Source organism: Pseudomonas sp. S2_E02 (assembly GCF_054668355.1).
The window spans coordinates 2542610-2565648 of the sequence record NZ_CP162761.1 but is presented as its reverse complement, the minus strand read 5'-3'; the positions used below and the strand labels follow the sequence as shown (position 1 = coordinate 2565648).

At 60.3% G+C, this 23039-nt stretch carries 21 protein-coding genes; 11 read left to right on the top strand and 10 right to left on the bottom strand.

The window, feature by feature from the left end; all coding sequences use genetic code 11:
- Positions 1-172 precede the first annotated feature (172 nt).
- Both AB4O01_RS11365 and AB4O01_RS11360 read right to left on the bottom strand, forming a co-directional pair.
- Complete coding sequence (locus AB4O01_RS11365) at positions 173-628, bottom strand: MarR family winged helix-turn-helix transcriptional regulator (protein WP_460091791.1); 456 nt, start codon at positions 626-628, stop codon at positions 173-175.
- Between the two features lie 72 nt (positions 629-700).
- Positions 701-1657, bottom strand: coding sequence for a LysR family transcriptional regulator (locus AB4O01_RS11360; protein ID WP_220556656.1), 957 nt, complete (start codon positions 1655-1657; stop codon positions 701-703).
- A 109-nt stretch (positions 1658-1766) separates the two neighbouring features.
- Here AB4O01_RS11360 and AB4O01_RS11355 point away from each other — a divergent pair, with 109 nt between their 5' ends.
- On the top strand, positions 1767-2516 hold the full coding sequence (locus tag AB4O01_RS11355; RefSeq protein WP_175553567.1) for a sulfite exporter TauE/SafE family protein: 750 nt from the start codon (positions 1767-1769) through the stop codon (positions 2514-2516).
- Here AB4O01_RS11355 and AB4O01_RS11350 read toward each other — a convergent pair.
- Positions 2506-3360, bottom strand: coding sequence for a LysR substrate-binding domain-containing protein (locus AB4O01_RS11350; RefSeq protein WP_007908606.1), 855 nt, complete (start codon positions 3358-3360; stop codon positions 2506-2508). The two genes, AB4O01_RS11355 and AB4O01_RS11350, sit on opposite strands and share 11 nt — an antisense overlap.
- Positions 3361-3456: 96 nt before the next feature.
- On the opposite strand from AB4O01_RS11350, the gene AB4O01_RS11345 reads away from it, so the two are divergent.
- The gene (locus AB4O01_RS11345; RefSeq protein WP_093435156.1) at positions 3457-3678 is read left to right on the top strand and encodes a DUF1127 domain-containing protein; all 222 of its coding nucleotides are present in this window, start codon (positions 3457-3459) and stop codon (positions 3676-3678) included.
- Positions 3679-3758: 80 nt separating this feature from the next.
- Positions 3759-4985 (top strand): winged helix-turn-helix domain-containing protein, encoded by a 1227-nt coding sequence (locus AB4O01_RS11340; protein WP_460091789.1) that lies wholly within the window; start codon positions 3759-3761, stop codon positions 4983-4985.
- Between the two features lie 98 nt (positions 4986-5083).
- On the opposite strand, the gene AB4O01_RS11335 is transcribed toward AB4O01_RS11340, so the two are convergent.
- Entirely contained in the window at positions 5084-6430 is a 1347-nt protein-coding gene (locus AB4O01_RS11335; RefSeq protein WP_460091788.1) for a class II 3-deoxy-7-phosphoheptulonate synthase, read from the bottom strand.
- Between the two features lie 153 nt (positions 6431-6583).
- Between AB4O01_RS11335 and AB4O01_RS11330 the strand changes: the two genes are divergently transcribed.
- On the top strand, positions 6584-7339 hold the full coding sequence (locus AB4O01_RS11330) for a spermidine synthase (RefSeq protein ID WP_095125136.1): 756 nt from the start codon (positions 6584-6586) through the stop codon (positions 7337-7339).
- 106 nt (positions 7340-7445) lie between these two features.
- Here AB4O01_RS11330 and AB4O01_RS11325 read toward each other — a convergent pair whose 3' ends face one another.
- Positions 7446-8237, bottom strand: a complete 792-nt coding sequence (locus tag AB4O01_RS11325) for a crotonase/enoyl-CoA hydratase family protein (protein ID WP_093435147.1) — start codon at positions 8235-8237, stop codon at positions 7446-7448.
- A gap of 422 nt (positions 8238-8659) precedes the next feature.
- Here AB4O01_RS11325 and AB4O01_RS11320 point away from each other — a divergent pair, with 422 nt between their 5' ends.
- Positions 8660-10333, top strand: coding sequence for a DEAD/DEAH box helicase (locus AB4O01_RS11320; RefSeq protein WP_008088238.1), 1674 nt, complete (start codon positions 8660-8662; stop codon positions 10331-10333).
- Positions 10334-10438: 105 nt separating this feature from the next.
- Here the strand turns inward: AB4O01_RS11320 and AB4O01_RS11315 are convergent, their stop codons facing one another.
- Complete coding sequence (locus tag AB4O01_RS11315) at positions 10439-11206, bottom strand: DODA-type extradiol aromatic ring-opening family dioxygenase (RefSeq protein WP_257355719.1); 768 nt, start codon at positions 11204-11206, stop codon at positions 10439-10441.
- A gap of 103 nt (positions 11207-11309) precedes the next feature.
- Between AB4O01_RS11315 and AB4O01_RS11310 the strand changes: the two genes are divergently transcribed.
- Entirely contained in the window at positions 11310-11957 is a 648-nt protein-coding gene (locus AB4O01_RS11310; RefSeq protein ID WP_460091787.1) for a thiopurine S-methyltransferase, read from the top strand.
- A 201-nt stretch (positions 11958-12158) separates the two neighbouring features.
- On the opposite strand, the gene htpX is transcribed toward AB4O01_RS11310, so the two are convergent.
- Positions 12159-13046 (bottom strand): protease HtpX, encoded by an 888-nt coding sequence (gene htpX, locus AB4O01_RS11305; protein WP_007908619.1) that lies wholly within the window; start codon positions 13044-13046, stop codon positions 12159-12161.
- 303 nt (positions 13047-13349) lie between these two features.
- Positions 13350-14561 carry a pyridoxal phosphate-dependent aminotransferase gene (locus AB4O01_RS11300; protein WP_007908620.1) on the bottom strand — a complete coding sequence of 404 codons (1212 nt, stop codon included), beginning with the start codon at positions 14559-14561 and terminating at the stop codon, positions 13350-13352.
- Positions 14562-14785: 224 nt separating this feature from the next.
- On the opposite strand from AB4O01_RS11300, the gene msrB reads away from it, so the two are divergent.
- From msrB to AB4O01_RS11285, 3 genes are all read left to right on the top strand, one after another.
- Positions 14786-15181 carry a peptide-methionine (R)-S-oxide reductase MsrB gene (gene msrB / locus AB4O01_RS11295; protein ID WP_093435141.1) on the top strand — a complete coding sequence of 132 codons (396 nt, stop codon included), beginning with the start codon at positions 14786-14788 and terminating at the stop codon, positions 15179-15181.
- 109 nt (positions 15182-15290) lie between these two features.
- Positions 15291-15776, top strand: a complete 486-nt coding sequence (locus AB4O01_RS11290) for a glutathione peroxidase (RefSeq protein ID WP_016985485.1) — start codon at positions 15291-15293, stop codon at positions 15774-15776.
- Positions 15773-16234, top strand: a complete 462-nt coding sequence (locus tag AB4O01_RS11285) for a MarR family winged helix-turn-helix transcriptional regulator (RefSeq protein WP_116256540.1) — start codon at positions 15773-15775, stop codon at positions 16232-16234. The genes AB4O01_RS11290 and AB4O01_RS11285 overlap by 4 nt, the downstream gene beginning before the upstream one ends.
- Here the strand turns inward: AB4O01_RS11285 and AB4O01_RS11280 are convergent.
- A complete protein-coding gene (locus tag AB4O01_RS11280; RefSeq protein WP_460091785.1) occupies positions 16218-18539 on the bottom strand; it encodes a hybrid sensor histidine kinase/response regulator in 2322 nt (773 codons plus the stop codon). The two genes, AB4O01_RS11285 and AB4O01_RS11280, sit on opposite strands and share 17 nt — an antisense overlap.
- Positions 18540-18706: 167 nt before the next feature.
- Here AB4O01_RS11280 and AB4O01_RS11275 point away from each other — a divergent pair, with 167 nt between their 5' ends.
- The gene (locus AB4O01_RS11275) at positions 18707-19597 is read left to right on the top strand and encodes an ATP-binding protein (protein WP_093435135.1); all 891 of its coding nucleotides are present in this window, start codon (positions 18707-18709) and stop codon (positions 19595-19597) included.
- Positions 19594-20076: a GAF domain-containing protein gene (locus tag AB4O01_RS11270; protein ID WP_460091783.1), complete on the top strand. Its 483-nt coding sequence runs from the start codon at positions 19594-19596 to the stop codon at positions 20074-20076. Before AB4O01_RS11275 ends, AB4O01_RS11270 begins: the two co-directional genes overlap by 4 nt.
- On the opposite strand, the gene AB4O01_RS11265 is transcribed toward AB4O01_RS11270, so the two are convergent.
- Complete coding sequence (locus tag AB4O01_RS11265) at positions 20077-23022, bottom strand: HD domain-containing phosphohydrolase (protein WP_460091782.1); 2946 nt, start codon at positions 23020-23022, stop codon at positions 20077-20079.
- Between the last annotated feature and the right edge of the window lie 17 nt (positions 23023-23039).

Below are 23039 nucleotides of genomic sequence, written 5' to 3'. Positions count from 1 at the left end.
ATTCGACTTAGAGGGGATGGCGAGACAATGGGAGCGCTGAAAAATAATTTTCAGTCGATGAAATCAAATGTAGGAGTGAGCCTGCTCGCGATAGCGGTGTGCCAGTCAACTCAGAAGTCGACTGAACCACCGCTATCGCGAGCAGGCTCACTCCTACAGGGATTGGTGGGCCTTAAATAAGGCTTTCTTGTAGATGACTGCGCAGCGCCTGCAACTCCGCTTGCAGCTTTTGCAGCCGTTCCAGAGTGAAGCCGCTGGCGCCGAGGATGCATTGCGGAACGGTCTCGGCTTTTTCTTTCAGCGCTCGGCCTTGCTCGGTCAGCTCGACAATCACTACCCGCTCATCCTCACGACTGCGCGTGCGGCTGAGCAACCCTTCGCCCTCCAGGCGTTTGAGCAGTGGCGTCAGCGAACCAGGATCGGTCAGTAGTCGAGTGCTGATTTCTCCGACCGTCAATCCATCCTCCTCCCACAACACCATCATCGCCAGGTACTGCGGATAGGTCAGGTTCAAGGCTTGCAGCAGCGGCTTGTAGACCTTGGTCATCATCAGCGAAGTGGAATGCAGGGCGAAGCAGGCCTGGTTATCCAGCAGCAGGTCGTCGCAGGTGTCGCGTTGGGAAGTCATGTCAAAGCCTTGTTCGGTGATGGTCATGAATCTAGCGCTCGAATCTTTAATGCGCCAGATAATTCTCCGGATCTAATGGCGGCCGAGATCCCGTTGCAGCGCCAGATCCCACGGCGGCACTGGACTGAAACGAGTTTTGAGGTATTCAAGCAACAAGCGGCTGCGCGAGTTGGTTTGCTGTTCCATGCGCAGTGCGTAGATGCCGGTGGATTCCGGGGCCGGCAGACCGTTCTCGCAGAACAGCGGGACCAGTTCACCGCGCAGCAGGTATTCGCTCGCCAGCCAGGTCGGCAAATGCGCAATCCCTAATCCCGCCAAAGCCCCACACACCAGCGCTTCGGCATTGTTGGCGCTCATGCGGATGCGCGCCGGGCGGTGCAAGTGCATCTGGCCGTCCTGCTCGAACCGCCAGGCGAAGGGCGGGGCGAGGCCTTCCCAGTCCAGACCGTCATGCTCGCCAAGTTGCGCCGGACTGCCGGGCACACCCCGGCGTTTGAGATAGTCAGGACTGGCACAGGCTATGCGCACCATGCTCGCCAAAGGCGTGGCCACCAATCGCGTGTCAGCCATTTGCCCGGCACGCAGCACCAGGTCAACCTTGCCCAGGTTCGAGCCGCCCATGTCGACGAAACTGTCGATCAAGTGCAACTGCACATCCAGCCCCGGGTAGAGGACGAGAAAGTCGGCGATCACCGGTGCCAGATGCCGTCGCCCGAACGCAGCGGGGGCGTCGATGCGAATCAAGCCTTCCGGCGCGCTGCTCAAGGACACGGCTTCGGCCCGCGCCAGTTGCAACTCGGCGACAATGCGCCGGGCACGTTCGGCAAACGCCAGACCGGCGGGTGTGGCTCTGACGGCGTGGGTGCTGCGTATAAATAACTGGCTGCCGACGGCGCTTTCCAGGCTGTCGATGCGTCGCGCAACGGCCGAAGGTGTCAGCGGATGACGGCGCGAGGCGGCGGAAAAGCTGCCACTCTCCAACACATCAAGAAACAGCCCTAATTGTTCAGTCAGTTGGTTGGGGTTCATGAGAATTCACGCTTGTGCGAAATCGGCATAGCCATTGTGCGTTGCTGTGCGTTTCCCCGCCAGCCACGACTGCGTAGGATGAATCGCCTGACGTAAGAGGAATTCAGCTGTGATGGAGTTTTTGTTGTACCTGCTGTTCGGCGCCGCCCTTGGCACACTTGGCGGCATTTTCGGCATCGGCGGTGGCCTGATTGCTATCCCGTTGCTCGGTGTGTGGTTCGGCCTCGATCAGCAGATTGCCCAAGGCACGGCGCTGGTCATGGTGGTGCCGAACGTGATGCTGGCGCTGTGGCGCTATCACCAGCGCAATCGCATCGAACTGCGGCATGCGTTGCCCTTGGCGGTGATGGGTTTTTGCTTTGCGTGGATCGGTTCGATCTGGGCGGTGGGTATCGATGCGCAAACCATGCGCATCGGTTTTGTCGCTTTCCTGGTGGTGCTCTCGGCGTACAACCTGCTGAAGATGTTCGGCAAGCAACCCGCTGCGACTTCCGAGATGCGCTATTCCTGGCCTTGGCTCGGCGTTCTCGGTGCGGCGTCCGGAACCATGGGCGGCTTGTTCGGTGTCGGCGGTGCCGTGGTGGCAACGCCGGTGCTGACCAGCCTCTTCGGCACCACGCAAGTGGTCGCTCAGGGCTTGTCGCTGGCGCTGGCGTTGCCAAGCACCGGCGTGACCCTGGTGACCTACGCGGTACATCACGAAGTGGACTGGATGATCGGCCTGCCGCTGGCCATCGGCGGTCTGGCGAGCATCAGTTGGGGGGTGAAAGTTGCCCACGCCATGCCGGAAAAGCTTCTGCGCGGGCTGTTCTGCGGTTTCCTGGTGCTGTGTGCGGTGATGCTCGCGTTTAAAGTTTAAAACCTTCGACGATATGCTCGGCCAGGCACTCGGTGATCGGCGACGGATTGTTCAGGTTGCGGATCAGCATGATGCTGGCCTCGGGCAACAGCGGCAGATCTTCGGCGGCGCCGAGAATGCGCATGTCCGGGGTGATCAGGCTTTCCAGTTGCGCGGTGATCGCCAGACCCGCGCTCACCACTGCCATCAACGCCGAGAGGCTGGTGCTGTTATATGCGATGCGGTATTCGCGGCCCATCGCATCCAGTGCGTTACACGCCCACAAGCGGCAGAAACAATCACTGTTGAACATCGCCAGAGGTAGTGGCGTTTGTTCGTGGGCGCTGAAATTCTGCGCCTCGGCCCAGACAAAACGCTCCTTGCGCAGCAACTGACCGATTTCGTTGCCCGGTTCACGGGTGACGATCGACAAATCCAGGTCAGTACGCTGCAACAGTTGTTTGGTCGATTCGCAATGCACTTCGATCTGGATCAGTGGATAGAACTGCGCAAACCGCGACAGGATCCCCGGCAGAAAACGCATCACGTAGTCATCCGGCGTGCCGATGCGCACGGTGCCGACCATGTGCGGCTCGCGCAAGGTGTTGAACACTTCGCTGTGCAGCTTGAGGATGCGCCGCGCGTATCCGAGCAGCACCTGGCCTTCAGCGGTCAGGCGCACCTGGCGTCCGTCGCGCTCAAACAACTGCCGCTGCAACACGTCTTCTTCCAGACGCTTCATCTGCATGCTCACCGCCGACTGCGTGCGGTTGACCATTTCGCCGGCGCGGGTGAAACCGCCCTGATCGGCAATCGCGACAAAGGTGCGCAGGACATCGGTATCGATACTGGGGTAGGCCGACAATTGATGAATCTCCGTGATGCATGCCATCAGAAACATTCGTTGGATTGATCTTAGCGCCGGCGCGAGACTTGAGCCATCCACAAAGGAGGCAACACGATGAAAGGTCAAAGAGAGTATGTAGACGACGCAAAATTTTCCGGCCACGGCCATCTCGTTTCCGACCTGCTGCACAAGTTTAGCCGCTGGTACGAATTGCACCGTGAACGCGAGCTGCTTGCCAGTCTGAGCGACGAAGCGTTGAAAGACATCGGCGTCAGTCGTGCCGACGTTGAACACGAGTCCGTGCGGCCGTTCTGGGATGATCCGATGCATAAATGACCCGCTGCATAAATGATGAGCAGAACGCTACACAAACCCTCTTCCAGTGAGGTAGGTTGCGAGCAGACAAGGAGATGCTCATGCCCGCGACTCTGGCCTTTTCCCTCAAACAGGCGCGACGACTGGCGCTGGCTGCCCAAGGGTTCAACGGGCGCCAGCCGCCGACCGTCAAGGCGCCACACGTCAACCGGCTGATCGAAAGGCTGGGTTTGCTGCAAATCGACTCCGTCAACGCCGTGGTGCGCTCGCACTACCTGCCGCTGTTTTCCCGTCTCGGTTCCTATTCTTCCGACTTGCTCGACCAGGCTGCCTGGAGTTCGGGGCGACGTCGCACGTTGTTCGAATACTGGGGACACGAAGCCTCGTTGCTGCCGATGTCGATGTATCCGTTGCTGGGCTGGCGCATGCAGCGGGCCAAGCGTGGCGAGGATATTTATCAGCAACTGGCCAGATTCGGTCGCGAGCAGCAGGACGTGGTGCGTCGGGTCTTGAATTCGGTGCAAGAGCAGGGCGCGTTGGGCGCCGGCAGCCTTTCAACCCGTGCAGACAAGGCCGGGCCGTGGTGGGACTGGAGCGCGGAAAAACATGCGCTGGAGTGGCTGTTCGCGGCGGGTGAAGTGACGGTGGCGGGGCGGCGTGGTTTTGAGCGTTTGTATGATTTGCCGGAGCGGGTGATCCCTTCATCGATCCTGCAACAGGCGTTGCCTGATGAAGCCGAAGCGCAACGTGGGCTGCTGTTGCACGCGGCACAGGCCCTGGGTGTCGGTACTGAAAAAGACCTGCGTGATTACTTTCGCCTGAATCCGGCGGATGCGCGGCCACGTCTCGCGGAACTGGTCGAGGCCGGGCAATTGCAGATGTGCGAGGTTGCCGGTTGGCGGCAAATCGCCTATTGCCTGCCGGAGCCGAGCGTCCCGCGCAAGGTCATGGCCGGTGCGCTGCTGTCGCCCTTTGATTCGTTGATCTGGGAGCGCAGCCGGACTGAGCGCTTGTTCGATTTTCGCTATCGACTGGAGATTTATACGCCACAGGACAAGCGAGTCTACGGCTATTACGTGTTGCCCTTCTTGCACAACGAGAGGATCGCCGCACGGGTCGATTTGCGCGCCGAACGGGCGGCGGGGCAGTTGGCAGTGCATGCGCTGCACGAGGAAGCGCCGGGGCTGGATGAGCAGGGGATGCTGGCGCTGGCCGTGAATCTGCGGCAGATGGCGGATTGGTTGGGGCTGGCGCGGGTGCAGTTGAATTGTCAGCGCGAGAGTGCGGCGCGGTTGCGGGTGGCATTGGCCGAGATCGGTGGTGACTGAGTTGGCCCCTTCGCGAGCAAGCTCGCTCCCACACTGGATCTGTGTCGTACACAAAACCTATGTGGGAGCGAGCTTGCTCGCGAAGGGGGCGACGCGGTCTAGCGGCGGACTTGTTTCAGCGTCTCGGCAATCAAAAACGCCAACTCCAGCGACTGGTCAGCATTCATCCGTGGATCACAGTGCGTGTGATAGCGATCCGACAAGCCATCTTCAGTAATCGGCCGTGCACCACCGATGCACTCGGTGACATTCTGCCCGGTCATCTCGATGTGAATGCCGCCGGCATAACTGCCTTCCGCCTCGTGCACCTGGAAGAACTGTTTAACCTCGCCAAGGATCTGCGCGAAGTCGCGGGTCTTGTAGCCGCTGCTGGCCTTGATGGTGTTGCCGTGCATCGGGTCGGAACTCCACAGCACTTGCTTGCCTTCGCGCTGCACCGCGCGGATCAGCGCCGGCAGGTGATCGCCCACCTTGTTCGCGCCCATCCGCGCAATCAGGTTGAGGCGCCCCGGATCGTTGTCCGGGTTGAGCACGTCGATCAGGCGGATCAGGTCATCGGCATCCATGCTTGGGCCGACTTTGACGCCGATCGGGTTGTTCACCCCGCGCAGGAATTCGACATGCGCGCCGTCGAGCTGACGGGTGCGGTCGCCGATCCACAGCATGTGCGCCGAGCAATCGTAGTAATCGTTGGTCAGGCTGTCGCGGCGCACGAAGGCTTCTTCGTAGTTCAGCAGCAGCGCTTCGTGGGCGGTGAAGAAACTGGTTTCGCGCAGTTGCGGCGAGCTGTCCATGCCGCAGGCGCGCATGAACGCCAGGGTTTCATCGATGCGGTCGGCGAGGTGACTGTATTTTTCTGCCAGCGCCGAGTTGGCGATGAAATCGAGGTTCCACTTGTGCACTTGGTGCAGGTCGGCAAAACCGCCCTGAGCAAACGCGCGCAGCAGGTTCAGGGTCGCGGTGGACTGGTGATAGGACTGCAGCAGGCGCTCTGGATCCGGCACGCGGCTCTTTTCGTCGAAGCCGATGCCGTTGACGATGTCGCCCCGGTAAGCCGGCAGCGTCACGCCGTCGATGGTCTCGTCGTTGGCCGAGCGCGGTTTGGCAAACTGACCGGCCATGCGCCCGACCTTGACCACCGGGCAGCCTGCGGCGAAGGTCATGACGATCGCCATTTGCAGTAACACTTTGAACGTGTCGCGAATCTTCGCCGCGGAGAATTCGGCAAAGCTTTCCGCGCAATCGCCGCCCTGCAGCAGGAATGCCCGGCCCTGGGTGACTTCGGCAAACTGGCGGCGCAGTTCGCGCGCTTCGCCGGCAAACACCAGTGGCGGATAACTGGCTAGCGTCTGCTCGACCTGGCGCAGATGCGCCGCGTCAGGATATTGGGGTTGTTGCTGGATCGGCAGGGCGCGCCAGCTATCAGGACTCCACGGTTGGCTCATCACGGTCTCTAATTGGTTCTACGCACGGGAAGCCCATGGTAGCAGCAATTAGTACGTGACCTGCTCCCGCCCCATCGCCGACAATCGCCGCTTTGCCACGGCGCCACAGCGGTGCCATCGCGTCACCGCGCCCGGTGACCATCAGGAGACGAAATGACTGAGGAGCGCGTCGAGCATCTGCTCGCCGAAGTACAGGATGAGTTCGGCGTGATTCGCGTGCTGGAAGTGGCCGATTACCGCTTTCTCGAGTTCGGCGATGCGATCGAGCAGAGCTGCGTGTTCACCGCCGACCCGAGCTGGCTCGAATACGATTACACCCGCGCGATGCTGATCGGCGCGTTGTGCCACGAGCAGCCGGAGAGCGCGCTGTTTCTCGGGCTCGGCGCCGGTACATTGACCCAGGCCTGCCTCAAGTTTCTGCCGCTGGAAGATGTCGAAGCCATTGAACTGCGTCCGGATGTGCCGCGCCTGGCCATCGAATACCTTGGCCTGGACGATGATCCGCGGCTGTACATCCGTGTTGGCGATGCGCTGGAGTTACTGCCGACGGCTGAGCCGGCGGACCTGATTTTTGTCGACCTGTATACCGATGTCGGTCCGGGTGTCGGGCATCTGGCCTGGAGTTTTCTCGGCGACTGCCAGAAGCGTCTGAATCCGGGTGGTTGGCTGGTGATCAACCAGTGGGCCACCGATGACGGCAAGCCTCTGGGCGCGGCGTTGTTGCGCGGGCTGTATCACCGGCATTATTGGGAGCTGCCGGTGAAGGAGGGCAATGTGATTCTGATTGTGCCGGCGGACCTCGATCAGGAGCTGGACATGCAGGCACTGACGGCCCGGGCTGAAGCGCTGGCGCCGCGGTTGGGGTATTCGTTGCAGTCGTTGATCAACAGTATTCGCCCGGCGACCTGAGTCGTCAGTGATGGCCTCTTCGCGAGCAGGCTCGCTCCCACATTGGAATGCATTTTCCCTGTGAGCGAGCCTGCTCGCGAAGAGGATCTGATAACCAGCAAATATTTCAGATCCCTTTGAAGACTCCAGGCCGCCGCTCCACCAGCGACCGCACCCCTTCCTTGGCATCCTCACTCGCCAACAATTTCTTCACCAACGCCGGTAACCCTTGCGCGGCCGCTGTCTCACCTTCATACCGCGCCTGCCGCGCCGACATCAACGTCGCCTGCACCCCCAACGGCGCCTGCCGCGCAATCCGCTCAGCCAATTCAATCGCCCGCGGCAGCAGGTCTTCGCTGGCCATGACTTCCTGCACCAACCCCAGGTGCAACGCCTCGTGCGCATCAAACTCATCGCCGGTCAGCAGCCAGCGCATCGCGTTGCCCCAACCGGCGATCTGCTGAAAACGTAAAGTCGCACCACCAAAAGGAAAGATCCCACGCTGCACTTCCATCTGCGCGAAGCGGGTATTGCTCGCACACAGGTTTATATCGGCTGCCAGCATCAGCTCGATGCCGATGGTCAGGCAATAACCCTGCGCGGCGACTATCACTGGTTTGCTCACCCGTGGGCCGACGAAAACGCCCCACGGATCGCAACCGCCGGTCGGAACCTGCCAGCCCTGGGCGAGGGCGGAACTGGCGTTGACCAGATCCAGGCCAGCGGTAAAGTGCTCGCCATGCCCGAACACCACCGCCACCCGCGCTTCGCTGTCGGCCTCGAACTCGCCGTAGGCCAAGCTCAGCTCGTTGAGCAGGTCGAGGTCGAAAGCATTGCGCTTGGCCGCTCGATCCAGGCCAATCAGATGGACGTGACCACGACGTTCACGGCTGACGCGGCCGGGGCAGGGCTGATTCATGGGTAGATCCTCGGGCGGGAAGGGCGGGTGCAGCGACGGTATGCCGCACATCAGTGAATCGTTTAAGCGTCATCGCCCGCAGGGCCGGGCCTTTGAAAAATAGACCTTCGCGCGATTATCCGCAAAACCCCGTTACACAGCGGTGACACGCTCATTCAGGCAATAAAAAAAGCTCCCTTTTTGGGCAAAATCCGGTATAGTGCGCGCCGGCCTTTAACCGGGCCGCGTTTAGGTAGCGCATTTCCCGAAGTCAGCTTCGGCTGCACGTCCGCATTGCGGGCTCTTCCCGGACGATTCTTTTTTTCATTCATTCGTTTTCGCAAATCCCCGCCGACAAAGCTGCCAGGGCGACTCTTGAGTCTCAACACGGCATGCGCAGCTTTGGAGCATGGGTCTTTGCGGATGCACTTAGAGGCAGACCCATGACCCAGGAAACCGGCGGATTCGCCGCTTTTAATCTTAACCCGAATATTCTTGCAGCCGTCGCAGCGACTGGCTACGAAGAGCCTTCGGCGATTCAGCAGCAATCGATCCCGATCATCATGGCCGGCCAGGACATGATTGGTCAGGCGCAAACCGGTACCGGTAAAACCGCCGCGTTCGCACTGCCTATTCTGCACCGCATCGATCCTGCCAAGCGCGAACCGCAAGCCCTGATCCTGGCGCCAACTCGTGAGTTGGCGCTGCAAGTAGCAACCGCTTTTGAAACCTACGCCAAGCAAATGCCGGGCGTTACCGTTGTGGCCGTTTACGGCGGCGCGCCTATGGGCCCGCAACTGAAAGCAATCCGTAATGGCGCACAGATCGTTGTCGCCACTCCGGGCCGTCTGTGCGACCACCTGCGTCGCGACGAAAAAGTTCTGTCGACCGTGAACCACCTGGTTCTCGACGAAGCTGACGAAATGTTGAAACTGGGCTTCATGGATGACCTGGAAGTCATCTTCAAGGCTCTGCCAGCGACCCGTCAGACCGTTTTGTTCTCGGCTACCCTGCCGCAGTCGATCCGCGCCATTGCCGAACGCCATCTGCGCGATCCGCAACACGTGAAGATCCAGACCAAGACCCAGACCGTTACCGCGATCGAACAGGCTCACCTGTTGGTTCACGCTGACCAGAAGACTTCGGCCGTTCTCAGCTTGCTGGAAGTGGAAGATTTCGACGCTCTGATCATGTTCGTACGCACCAAGCAAGCGACCCTGGATCTGGCCAGCGCCCTCGACGCCAAAGGCTACAAAGCCGCGGCGCTGAACGGTGACATCGCCCAGAACCAGCGTGAGCGCGTTATTGACTCGCTGAAAGATGGCCGTCTGGACATCGTTGTCGCGACCGACGTAGCTGCTCGTGGTCTGGACGTTCCGCGCATCACTCACGTGTTCAACGTTGACATGCCGTACGACCCAGAGTCCTACGTTCACCGTATCGGCCGCACTGGCCGTGCCGGTCGCGAAGGTCGTGCACTGCTGCTGGTGACTCCACGTGAGCGCCGCATGCTGCAAGTGATCGAGCGTGTAACCGGTCAGAAAGTTGCTGAAGTACGCCTGCCGGACGCTCAAGCCGTTCTCGATGCACGCATCAAGAAACTGACCAACAGCCTGTCGCCGCTGGTCGCTGATGCCGAATCGACCCACGGTGAGCTGCTCGATCGTCTGACTGCAGACATCGGCTGCACCCCGCGTGCTCTGGCTGCTGCGCTGCTGCGCAAAGCCACCAACGGTCAAGCGCTGAACCTGGCGGCGATCGAGAAGGAACGTCCACTGGTGCCGAACAACGCACCGCGTGGCGACCGTCCTGAGCGCACTGGTGATCGTCCTGATCGTGGTGACCGCGAGCGTCGCGCGCCAATGCCTTTGGGCGAAGGCCGTGCTCGTTGCCGTACCGCGCTGGGTGCGCGTGACGGTATCGCTGCGAAGAACCTGCTGGGCGCCATCCTCAACGAAGGCGGTCTGGCCCGTGAAGCGATCGGTCGCATCCAGGTGCGTGACAGCTTCAGCCTCGTCGAGCTGCCGGAAGATGGTCTGGACAAACTCCTGACCAAACTGAAGGACACTCGCGTTGCTGGCAAGCAGTTGAAGCTGCGTCGCTATCGCGAAGATTGATCCGCCCTTGGGCTGATTGATCGAACATAAAAAATCCCCGACTGGTTCGGGGATTTTTTTTGCCTGTTTTTTGCCTTTGTGGGAGCGAGCCGGCTCGCGAAGGCGTCAACCGAAGCGGTAAATATCCATGCCCAGCGCACCCATCGTGAATCCCTTGTGCGCCACGCTGAACTCACCGCCCGCACCCCGGGCAAAATACAACGGCAACAAATGCTCATCACTCGGATGGCTGCGCACCGCATGCGGCGCCTGCTGGCGATAATCATGCAGCGCTGCCTCATCGTCGGCCGCGAGCTTGTCGATCACCCAGTCACGGAAATCCCGCGCCCAGGGCTCAACGCTTTCCGGGCCGGCGTGCCAGTCCAGTTCGCGCAGGTTGTGCGTGATGCTGCCGGAGCCGATCAGCAAAATGCCCTGATCACGCAGACTCGCCAGTGCCCGGCCGACTCGGGTTTGCAGCGCCGGGCCCGCGCGGCTAGGTAGCGAAACCTGCACCACTGGAATATCCGCCAGCGGGTACATCAGCGACAGTGGCACCCAAACACCGTGATCGAACGGGCGTTGCGGATCGAGACGGGCAGGCAGGTTGTTGGCAGTCAGTAGATCAGCCACCTCAGCAGCCAGTTGCGGATTACCCGGCGCCGGATACTGCACTTCAAACAGCGCCCGGGGAAAGCCGCCGAAGTCGTGCCAGGTTTCCGGTTGCGCATGGCTGCTGACCAGCAGTTCCTGGCTTTCCCAGTGCGCGGAGACGATAACGATGGCTTTGGGTTTCGGCAATTCGGCGGCCAGACGAGCCAGAGCCGGGCCACTGGCGCCGGGCTCCAGGGCCAGCATGGGTGAACCATGGGAAATGAACAGGCTGGGCAACATGATGGGTTCCTGAGCGTTAAGATGGCTTCATCTTCAGTCAGATCATTGATCTAAATCTAATATAAGTTTTAACGCTTTTTGATCGAATTATTGGGAGTGATGCATGCAACCTGAGTTTTGGCACAAGAAGTGGGCTTCGGGGCAGATTGGTTTCCATCTGCCTGAGGTAAACCCGTATTTGCAGCGGCACTGGGCGGCACCTGAAACGGCGCGAGTGCTCGTGCCTCTGTGTGGGAAAAGTCTGGATCTGGCGTGGCTGGCCGGACGCGGTCATCAGGTGCTCGGGGTCGAACTGTCGGAAAAGGCTATCGAGGACTTTTTCAGTGAACATCAGGTGCAGCCGCAGATCAGCCAGAAGGGCGCGTTCAAGGTCTATCGCGGTGAAGCCATCGAGCTGTGGTGCGGTGACTTTTTTGCGCTAACGGCGAGCGATGTGGCCGATTGCACCGCGTTGTACGACCGCGCCGCGCTGATTGCCTTGCCGGCGCCGATGCGTGAGCGCTATGCGGCGCATCTTCAGCAGATTCTGCCGCTGGCTGTGCAAGGGTTGTTGATTACCCTGGACTACGCTCAGGCGCAGATGCCGGGGCCGCCGTTTGCGGTGGGGGATGATGAGGTGCAGCGGTTGCTGAGTGGTGCCTGGCAGGTGCAGATGCTGGAAGAGCAGGATGTGCTGGGGGAGAGCGGGAAGTTCCTGCAGGCAGGCGTGACGCGGCTGGAGGAGCGGGTTTACCGCGTTTCTTCCCGATAGTTTGTTGGCGCCGTTACGGGCCTCTTCGCGAGCAAGCTCGCTCCCACAGTGATTTGTGCTATGTCACAGATCGCCTAAACACCGCAGAACCCTGTGGGAGCGAGCTTGCTCGCGAAAGGGCCGGCACTGTCGGCGCGCAATCCAAAGATGTAAAAAAGGCCCGCATCACTGCGGGCCTTTTTCATTGTTACACCGGTCGGATCAACCGCGACGACGCAGTGCGTCGATACGCTCTTCCAGCGGCGGGTGGCTCATGAACATGCGGGCAAAGCCCTGTTTGATACCACCGTTGATGCCAAAGGCGTTAAGGGTGTCCGGCATGTGCACCGGCAGACCCTGTTCGGCGCGCAGGCGTTGCAGTGCGCCGATCATTGCGCTGGTACCGGCCAGGCGGGCGCCGGCTTCGTCGGCACGGAATTCGCGCTTGCGCGAGAACCACATGACGATCGCACTGGCGAGAATGCCCAGTACCAGTTCGGCAAAAATGGTCGCCACGTAGTAGGCGATGCCTTGGCCTTCTTCGTTCTTGAAGATCACTTTGTCGACGAAGTTGCCGATGATCCGCGCAAAGAACATCACGAAGGTGTTCACCACGCCCTGGATCAGCGCCAGGGTGACCATGTCGCCGTTGGCGACGTGGCCGATTTCGTGGGCCAGCACGGCTTTCACTTCATCGGGCGAGAAGCGCTCGAGCAAGCCCTGGCTGACCGCGACCAACGCGTCGTTCTTGTTCCAGCCGGTGGCGAAGGCGTTTGCTTCGTAGGCCGGGAAAATACCGACTTCGGGCATCTTGATCCCGGCTTCGCGGGACAGTTGCTCGACAGTTTGCAGCAGCCATTGCTCATGCCGGGTACGTGGCTGGCTGATGATCTGGGTGCCAGTGCTCATCTTCGCCATCCACTTGGAGATGAACAGCGAGAACAGCGAGCCGGCGAAACCAAAGACTGCACAGAAAACCAGCAGCTGACTAAGGTCGAGATCAACCCCGTTGGCCGCCATGAACCCGTTGAAGCCGAAAAGGCTCAGGGTGATGCTGGCTATCAGCACGACCGCCAGGTTAGTGGCCAAAAACAGCAGGATGCGCATCATGGTTGTAGAAATCTCCTCAAGCTAAAGATGTAGCGTACTGCGGGGTATATAAGGTGCTGCACCGGGCTATTCAACTGAGTGACTATTTCAAACTGTGTCCTACAGCGGATTCTTCGGTGCCCGGCACATTTCCCACGACAGATAACGATAGGGATGACGGCCAGCCGCGACCCGTCGCCATTAAGCTGGACGCAGGTAAACGGTACGAATCGCAAGTGTAGAAGGCGTGCGCGGACGCGGAACGCAGAAGTGTTGCTGAATCAGACAGTGCGCAACGTTTGGCCGTTGCGCACTGCTGGCCAGTTACTGGCGGTAGGACTTGAGGAAGTTGCCGATACGGCCGATGGCCATTTCCAGATCGTCGACGCGGGGCAGGGTGACCACGCGGAAGTGATCCGGCCACGGCCAGTTGAACGCCGTGCCCTGTACCACCAGCAGCTTCTCGGAGAGCAGCAGGTCGAGGACGAACTTCTCGTCGTTATGGATCGGGCAGACTTTCGGGTCGATCTTCGGGAACGCATACAGCGCGCCCATCGGCTTGACGCAGCTCACGCCAGGAATGTCGTTAAGCAATTCCCAGGTGCGGTTACGCTGTTCCAGCAGACGACCCTGCGGCAGCACCAGGTCGTTGATGCTCTGATAGCCGCCCAAAGCGGTCTGGATCGCATGCTGGCTCGGCACGTTGGCGCACAGGCGCATGTTGGCCAGCATGTCGATGCCTTCGATGTAGCTCTGCGCGTTGTGCTTCGGCCCGGAAATGGCGATCCAGCCGGAGCGGAAACCCGCCACACGGTAGGACTTCGACAGACCGTTGAAGGTCAGGCACAGCAAGTCCGGGGCTAGCGACGCGGTGCAGATGTGCACGGCATCGTCGTACAGAATCTTGTCGTAGATCTCGTCGGAGAACACCACCAGGTTGTGCGCGCGGGCGATTTCCAGCATGCCCAGCAACACTTCCTTCGAATACACCGCGCCGGTCGGGTTGTTCGGGTTGATGATCACCATCGCTTTGGTGTTCGGGGTGATCTTGGCCTTGATGTCGGCCAGATCCGGGAACCAGTCGGCGCCTTCGTCGCACAAGTAATGTACGGCGTTACCGCCGGCGAGGCTGACGGCGGCAGTCCACAACGGGTAGTCCGGGGCGGGCACCAGCACTTCGTCGCCGTTGTTGAGCAGCGCCTGCAACGACATCACGATCAGTTCGGAAACGCCGTTACCCAGATAGATGTCTTCGATGCCGACACCTTCAACATTCTTCTGCTGGTAGTACTGCATCACCGCTTTACGCGCGCTGAACAGACCTTTGGAGTCGCTGTAGCCTTGCGCGGTCGGCAGGTTGCGGATCACATCCTGAAGAATTTCGTCCGGCGCTTCGAAACCAAACGGCGCCGGGTTGCCGATGTTCAGCTTGAGGATGCGCTGGCCTTCCTCTTCCAGTCGTTTGGCGTGCTTGAGCACCGGGCCGCGAATGTCGTAGCAGACGTTGGCGAGCTTGTTCGATTTGCTGAACTGCATGGCGATGTGATCCCGAAAATGAACGATCCAGGCGGCGGATGGACAACCGTACTGGGATTCCTGCGTCTTCACACAGGCGGACGTCTTGAGCCGTGGCTCCCATAATCCGTTTGAATGCGCCCGGTCTGGCTGCCAGACTGGTGCGTGACGAGGCGCAATCATACGTGCCGCCCGATCCGTGGAAAAGGTACAGATCGGGCTTTTTCAGCCGCTGAGGTGTGATGATGGAAAAGTTGGAAAAAACCCTGGAAGAATGGCGGGCGATGCTCGACCCTGAGCAGTACAACGTTTGTCGTCTGAGCGCGACCGAGCGCCCGTTCTCCGGTAAATACAACGACACCAAGACCGATGGTATCTACCACTGCGTCTGCTGCAACGAGCCGCTGTTCGACTCCAAGACCAAATTCGACTCCGGCTGCGGCTGGCCGAGCTTCTACGCGCCAATCGGCGAAAGCGCGATGACTGAAATCCGTGACATCAGTCACGGCATGATCCGTACGGAAGTGAAGTGCGCGCGCTGCGATGCGCATCTGGGTCATGTGTTCCCGGACGGCCCGCCGCCGACTGGTTTGCGTTATTGCATCAATTCGGTTTGCCTGGATCTGGTTCCACGCGCATAAACGAATGAAGGCGACCTTCGGGTCGCCTTATTATTCGATAATTAAATTGCACACAATTTAATTGCTCGCTATGTTTGATCTTTCTTGACTGTCTGCGGAGCCCGACGCCATGAGCGACAACCTGTTGAACATTCCGTGCACCACCATCAAGGGGGAGCAAAAGACCCTCGCCGATTTCGCCGGTAAAGCGGTTTTAGTGGTCAACACCGCGAGCAAATGCGGTTTCACTCCACAGTACAAAGGCCTCGAAGAACTGTGGCAGACCTACAAGGATCAGGGCCTGGTGGTTCTGGGCTTTCCGTGCAATCAGTTCGGCAAGCAGGAGCCGGGTAACGAAGGGGCGATCAGTGAGTTCTGCGAGCTGAACTTCGGCGTCAGCTTCCCGCTGTTCAAGAAGATCGACGTTAACGGTGGAGACGCGCATCCGCTGTTCGTGCAGCTGAAAAAACGCGCGCCGGGCCTGCTTGGCTCCCAGGGCATCAAGTGGAACTTCACCAAGTTCCTGATTGGCAAGGACGGAAAACTGGTCAAGCGTTTTGCCCCGACCACCAAGCCGCAGGAGCTGAGCGGCGAGATCGAAGCCCTGCTCAAATGAACAGCTTGCCGGTCGATTCGCTGAAGCTCGACAACCAGTTGTGCTTCAAGCTGTACGCCGCCTCTCGGGCGGTGATTCGTGCCTACAAACCGATGCTCGATCAGCTCGGCCTGACGTACCCGCAATACCTGGCGATGCTGGTGTTGTGGGAATGGCAGGACGCTGCGCCGGAGCAACCGACGGTCAAGGCGTTGGGCGAGCGTCTGGCACTGGACTCGGGCACGCTGACGCCATTGCTCAAGCGTCTGGAACAGTTGCAATGGGTACAGCGCCAGCGTTCAACGCGTGACGAGCGCGAAGTGCACCTGAGTCTGACGCCGGCGGGGCAAGCCTTGCGCGAGCAGGTCGGGCCGCTCAAGGCCCGATTGCTGTGCGACAGCGGGGTGGATCTGGACCGTCTCAATGAGTTGCGTGACGGCCTCGATCACTTGCTGGGGCAGATCAAAGCGCTGTCGTAGTCGGGATCCACTGATCGAGCAGCGCCGCCAGCTCTTCACGGCGAAACGGCTTGGCCAGATAGTCGCTCATGCCGGCTGCGCGACAGCGTTCGCGTTCTTCGGACATGGCGTTGGCGGTCAGAGCGACGATGGGCAGGCTCGGCCAGCGCCCGCTTTGACGGATCTGTCGGCTGGCTTCGTAGCCATCCATCACGGGCATGTTGCAGTCCATCAGCACCAGATCGAATTCGTGATACTCCAACTGATCCAGCGCTTCGGCACCGTGGGCGGCGACGATGACCTCGCAGCCCAGTTTGCCGAGCATGCCTTTGGCCACCAGTTGATTGACCGGGTTGTCCTCGACCAGCAACACCCGCCCGCGCCGCACCGAGGGAGACGTTTCGAGCTGCGCATCGTTAACGGCGACCACGTCCGGTTGCAGGGTACGTCGCAGGTTCTGGTACAGCGCATTACGCGCCAATGGTCGGGCCTGTTGCTGCAGAGGCGCGAGTGCGGCGGCTTCTTCGCTGGGCAGGAAACTGCCGTAGGCGGTTACCAGCAAAATCGGCGCCACAAGCGTCGGGCGCAAACCGAACAGGCACTCCGGACAATCGGTGATCACCACGTCCGGCGTCAGGCCCAGCAGTGAGTCATCGATGGTGCGCTGCTCATATGTAAGTCCCCACACCGGCAGCAGGCTCTGCAACAGTTCCGCCAGTCCACTGCTGGCAGCGGTGATGGCGAGGATTTTTCCGTGCAGCGGCGCCGGAACCAGTGCGCGGGTATGACACGGCAATGGCAGCTCGGCACAGAACTGACTGCCGAACCCGGTTTCGGAACTGATGGTCAGACGCCCCTGCATGGCTTCGCAGAGGTTGTAGGTCAGCGCCAGACCCAGCCCGGTGCCGCCGTATTGTCGAGTGATGCCGGCGCCCGCTTGAGTGAACGGCTGGAAGATTTTCAGCTGCGCGTCCTGGGCGATACCGATGCCGGTGTCGCAGACCTCGATGCGCACGCCCTCCTTGTAGGTCGACAAGCGCACATCGACCCGGCCGAACCGAGTGAATTTCAGCGCGTTGGACAGCAGGTTGCTGACGATCTGCCGCACGCGGGTCGGATCGCCCAGTACCAGTGCCGGGAAGTGCGGGTCGATCAGGCAGGTCAGTTCGACGCTCGGCGCGGCATTCTGCGACAACAGGTTGGCGGTGTCTTCAATCAACGAGCCAAGATCGAACGGGATGTGCTCAAGCTCCAGTTGCCCGGCATCGAACTTCGACAGGTCGAGAATATCGTTGAGCAATTCGACCAGCACCTTGCCCGAGTCGTGGGCGATCGACAGTTGTTGCTGCTGTTCGGCATTCAACGGACCGTCGAGTGACAGCGCGATCATTCCCAGCAGGCCGTTGAGCGGCGTGCGGATCTCATGGCTCATGTTGGCGAGGAACGCCGAGCGGGCCTCGGCCATTTCCAGGGCGGTGCTGCGGGCGACTTCGAGTTCCTGATTGGACTGGCTCAGCCGTGCGTTGATCGCCTTGAGTTCAGCGGTGCGCGCCGAGACGATGTTTTCCAGTTGTCCGAGGTAGTCGGTCAGACGGTTTTCGGCGTTGCGTCGCTGCTGGATCTCGGTGGCAATGTTCTCGAATTGCTGATTGGCGACTTTGACCAGCACGCCGATTTCATCGTTGCCGTGGCCGGACGGGCACTCCAGCGTGGTCGGCTCGGCGCTGCGCGGGTCGCGCCCGCTGAGTTCGCGGATGACCCGCACCAGTGGTTTGGTCAACATCACATAGAACAGCGCCAACAGGATGCCGGTGAGAATCAGGCTGCGGGCGAAGCCATTGAGCAGGGTCACCTCGGCGCGGCGCAGGAAGCGACTGCCGAAGGCATAGGTGTCGACCTCAAGGCTTAACACGCCCAGCGATTCATTGGGCAGATGATCCAGATACAGACGGTCTTCGAACTGGCGTTTGGCGCCAAACAGGAAGTCGCTGATGACCCGATAGCCGCTTTTCAGTTCCGGTCGTTTGACGCTGGCCAGCACCGTATTGTTGTTGTCGATCAGTTGCGCAGAAATGATTGCCGGCGAGCGCAACAGGCCCAGGGTCAGTTCCTGCGCCAGTTCGGCGTCGATGTTGTAGGCGATCCGTGAGGCCGGGTTGTGGCTGATTTCCAGCAAAGACAGGATTTCACGGTTGATGGAGGCGTCTTCACTGGCATAATCGATGCCGATTTGCAGCAGGCTGAGCAGCGTGCCCAGAATGAACCCGACCAGCACGGTAAGCCTGGCTTGCTTGTAAGACAGCCGGTGGGTGAATTTGATATCCATGGGGTGTTGAACCACTTCCGTTTCCCTTCGCTGCTCAAGCATAGTCGATCATGTATGGATACCGAGGTTCCCGAATCGCCTTGTAACAAGGCTTGGTAGGGTGATTTTTATCTGTGTGTCGTCGCAGGATTCACCATCATCACTGTGAACGTGCCCGAGGAGAAGACGTGGATTCCCGATTAAATGCTTTTCTTGAACGCGCCGAGTCGGTTCTGGCGCGTATCGAACCGTTGTTGCCGGCACCACGGCCGGTGATCGACTGGGGCACTTGTCTGGCGGCGCGCTGGCAACGCGACGGGCGCAGCGGCTATCTGATGCCGCTGGAAGTCAGCCTCGACATGCGCTTGTCCGACCTGATCGGCGTTGACCGTCAGCTCGAACAGCTGGGGCGCAACACCCAGCAGTTTCTCGATGGCATGCCGGCCAACCATGCGTTGCTCTGGGGTTCGCGCGGTACCGGCAAGTCGTCGCTGGTGCGGGCCTTGCTGGCGGAACACGCCGCCACCGGCCTGCGCCTGATCGAGATCGAGCGTGATCATCTGGCGGATCTGCCGCGGGTGGTCGAGCAGATCGGCAAGCTGCCACAACGCTTCGTGCTGTTTTGCGATGACTTGTCGTTCGAATCCGGTGAAGGCGATTATCGCGTTCTCAAAAGCGTCCTCGACGGCTCGCTCGAGCAGGCCCCGGACAATGTCTTGCTGTACGCCACCTCCAACCGCCGCCACTTGGTGCCGGAAAAGGAGAGCGATAACGAAAACTGGAAACGCGTCGACGGCGAACTGCATCCCAGCGAAGCCGTTGAAGACAAGATCGCGCTGTCGGACCGTTTCGGTCTGTGGCTGTCGTTCTATCCGTTTACCCAAGAACACTTCCTTAACGTCGTCGAACACTGGATCGGCCAGTTGGCCGCCAAGGCCGGCCTGAGCTGGCAGCGCGACGAAGCACTGGACATCCTCGCCGTGCGTTGGGCCACCGGCCGCGGTAATCGCAACGGACGTTGCGCGTACCAATTCGCCCGTTACTGGGTGGGACTGAAATTGTTGGAGCACAAGGCATGATTGATTTGCAACAAAGCGGCCAGGGCCTCGAAGGCTATGGCATGTTGGCCGCACAACTGGAATCGCTGCTGGCGGACGAGCGCGATTTCATCGCCAACGCCGCGCAGTTTTCGGCGTTTCTGTTCAACCAGCTCGATGACCTGAACTGGGCGGGCTTTTACCTCAATCGCAACGAAGAACTGGTGCTTGGTCCGTTCCAGGGGCAGATCGCCTGCGTGCGCATCCCGTTTGGCCGTGGTGTGTGTGGCGCGGCGGCGGCCACTCGGCAAACCCAGCGCGTTGAAGACGTACACGCGTTCCCGGGGCATATCGCCTGCGACAGCGCCTCGAACAGCGAGCTGGTCGTGCCGTTGGTCAAGGACGGTCGCCTGATCGGTGTACTCGACCTCGACAGCCCGAAGCTGGCGCGTTTTACCGAGCAGGATCAGGCCGGCATCGAGCAACTGGCAGCGATTTTCCTGCGTCTGACCGACTGCTGATCATGCGGTGAGGCCAGCCTTGTGCAACAGGCTGGCCGGATCGACGTTATCGATCTGTGCGGGATCGAGAAAACGCACGGCGTACTGCATGTAAACGCCTTCGTTGATGAACAATCCGAATAGCTGAGCATCGATGTGCGCCTCACGGCACATGGTGGCCATGATCGCCAAGGCCTCGCTCAGGGTTTTGGCCTTTTTGTACGGGCGATCGGCTGCGGTCAGCGCCTCAAAGATATCGGCAATCGCCATCATCCGCGCGGGCAGGCTCATGTCCTCACGCTTCAGGCGTTTCGGGTAACCGGTGCCGTCCATTTTTTCATGATGACCGCCGGCGATTTCGGCAATGCTGTCGAGGTGGCCGGGGAAGGGCAGGTGGCTGAGCATCATGATCGTCTGCACCATGTGGTGATTGATCATGTAGCGCTCTTCGCGGGTCAGGGTGCCACGGTTGATGCTCAGGTTGTACAGCTCGCCGCGATTGTATTTGTAGTGCGGTACATCCAGTTTGAAGCCCCATGGATTGTCTTCGGGGATCAACTCGTTCGGGTCGCGTTCAAGCAAGTGCTCTGGCTTGTCTGCCAAAAGCTTTTCACTGACCGGCAGATTCGGTGCCGGCGTGCGCGCCTGACGCCGGTTCTCTTCCCATGACACGCCCAAGCGGTCATCAAGGGTGCGTAGCCAGGTGCGTTGCGCCAGATGGTCAAGGCGCTGCAGATCCGCCTCTGCCATCGCTTCACTGCCCAGATTGCAGCGCGCGACAAACGTAAAATCGTCGTCCAGCGCCGTCAGCGTGGCATCGCGCAATTCGGCCAGTGCAGTCTCATCGCCGCCCAGAGCGCACGCCTGCCAATAGCTGATCCAGGCATCACGCTTGAGCACTTCGAAACGCGTGCGAATTTCATGAATACGGTCGTTGATGGTTTCCAGTTTGGTGGCCTTGTCGACCACGTATTCCGGCGTCGTCACCTTGCCGCAGTCGTGCAGCCACGCGGCAATGTGCAAGGCTTCCCATTCATCCTCGCTCGGTTGGTAGGCACTGAACGCCGGCGCCTCGCTTGCCGCTGCCGCCTGAGCGAGCATCAACGTCAGCTCTGGCACGCGCTGACAATGGCCGCCGGTGTACGGACTCTTGGCGTCGATGGCGCCAGCGAGCAGTTGAATGAAGGCGTCGAGCAATTGCTTTTGGCGGGCTTGCAGGCGTTGGCTCTCGATGCTGACCGCCGCCGCGCCGGAGACAGCCTGGAGGAACGCGATGCGATCAGGGCGCAGTTTTTCCAGATCGGCTGCCGTGCCGCTGTCGCTCACCAGCAGAATCAGCAGGCCGATGGTTTCGTCGTGGCGGTTGTGCAGGCGGATGCCGATCAGATGGATGCGGGGCGATTGCATTGCCAGCAGGACCTTCTGCAAGTCGCCGGCCTGATCGACGCCGAAGTTGCTCACCACGTTATTGGCGCCGACCAATTGTTCAAACCACGCCGGCCCTTTGTTCTGCTGCAGGTCGTGGCCCTGAATGTCGAATGCTTCCAACGCCTGAGACGTACCATCGATCACCAGCCCGTATGGCTCCATGCGGCTGCTGTCGCTTTCACGCAGATAGATCAGCCCTGCCTGCGCCTGCGCAATCTGCACCGTTTCAAACAGCACCCGTTGCAGCAGCGGGGCGAAGCGGGTTTCGGCGCCGAGGGTGTCGGTAATCCGGAAGAAACTCGCCAGAGTGTCTTTCATCCGCGCCATCGACACGCTCAACTGGTCGACTTCAAGCACCGGCGAGCGGCGGGCCAGAGGAAAGTTGAAATCGAAACTGCGAATCGCGTCGGCTTCCTTGACCAGTGCATGCAACGGCTTGACCAGAATTCGCGAAATCACCCAGCCCAGCGGCAGGCACAGCAGCAGGGTCGCGAGGGTTATCAGCGCGCCTTGCCAGCGCAGGCGGTAGGCATCGATCAATAACTCGTCCTCGGGCACCAGCAGCGCCAACTGCAAACCTTTCGGACCGCCCTCCTGAATGTTGCTGCGGGCGACGATCCACTGGCGACCATCGGCTTCCAGGCGATTGCCTGTGGCTGCGCCGGACAACAGCGCATGCAAGCCCGGACTCAGATCCGCCGCTTTGGCCAGATGCGCGCCGCTACTGTCGACGATCAGGCGTTCGCTGTCGGGATAGGCCACAGCGTTGCCTTCGGCATCGAACAGGGCAATTTCGGTGGAGGGTGTGACGACATGTTTGCTCAGCGCCGCCGACAGGGCGACCAGCGTCAGGTCAGCACCGATGACGGCGTTCTCGCCGCTGCGTCGGGCCAGCGTCGTGCCGACATTGCGCGTGGAGAAAAACACGTAGGGCTCGGTGGTGATTTGTTCGTTTTGCTGGCGAGCATGGTTGAACCACGCGCGGCTACGCGGATCGTAGCTGTCGTCGGGGTTGTCCTGACGGCTGATCAGCGACAATGTCTGGTCAAAAAACAGCGATTGCGAGTGCATCGCGCCCTGCGGGTCATGTTCGATACTCCAGACCTGATACGCCGCCGCTTCAGGGGCCTTGAGCAATGTCTTGATGGCGGCGCTGCGCAGCGGACGCACCATGAAAAAATCGCCATTGGCATAACCCAGATATAGCGACGCCAGATTGGGATTGTCGCTGAGCGACTGGCTAAACGGTCGGAGCAAGGGCAAGCGTTGTTCAAGGCGCGCGGCCTGAGTGGCGGGGTCATCCGCCAGCAAACTCAGCAGGTGCCGAATCGGCTGATAGGTGGCGGACATGTCCAGACGTACGTCTTGTTCGATCCTGTCGAACAGCTTTTCGCTGCTCGACAGGATGATCTGCGTGGTCTGGTGATAATTGAACAGGCCCAGTACGACCCCGGTGAGCAGCAACAGGAATGTGAACATGACGCTGATGTGCACATGCAGCGGAAACCGGCGTTGCTCCGGGCGCAGTGGGCTGGGCATTTCGGACTCTCCATGAT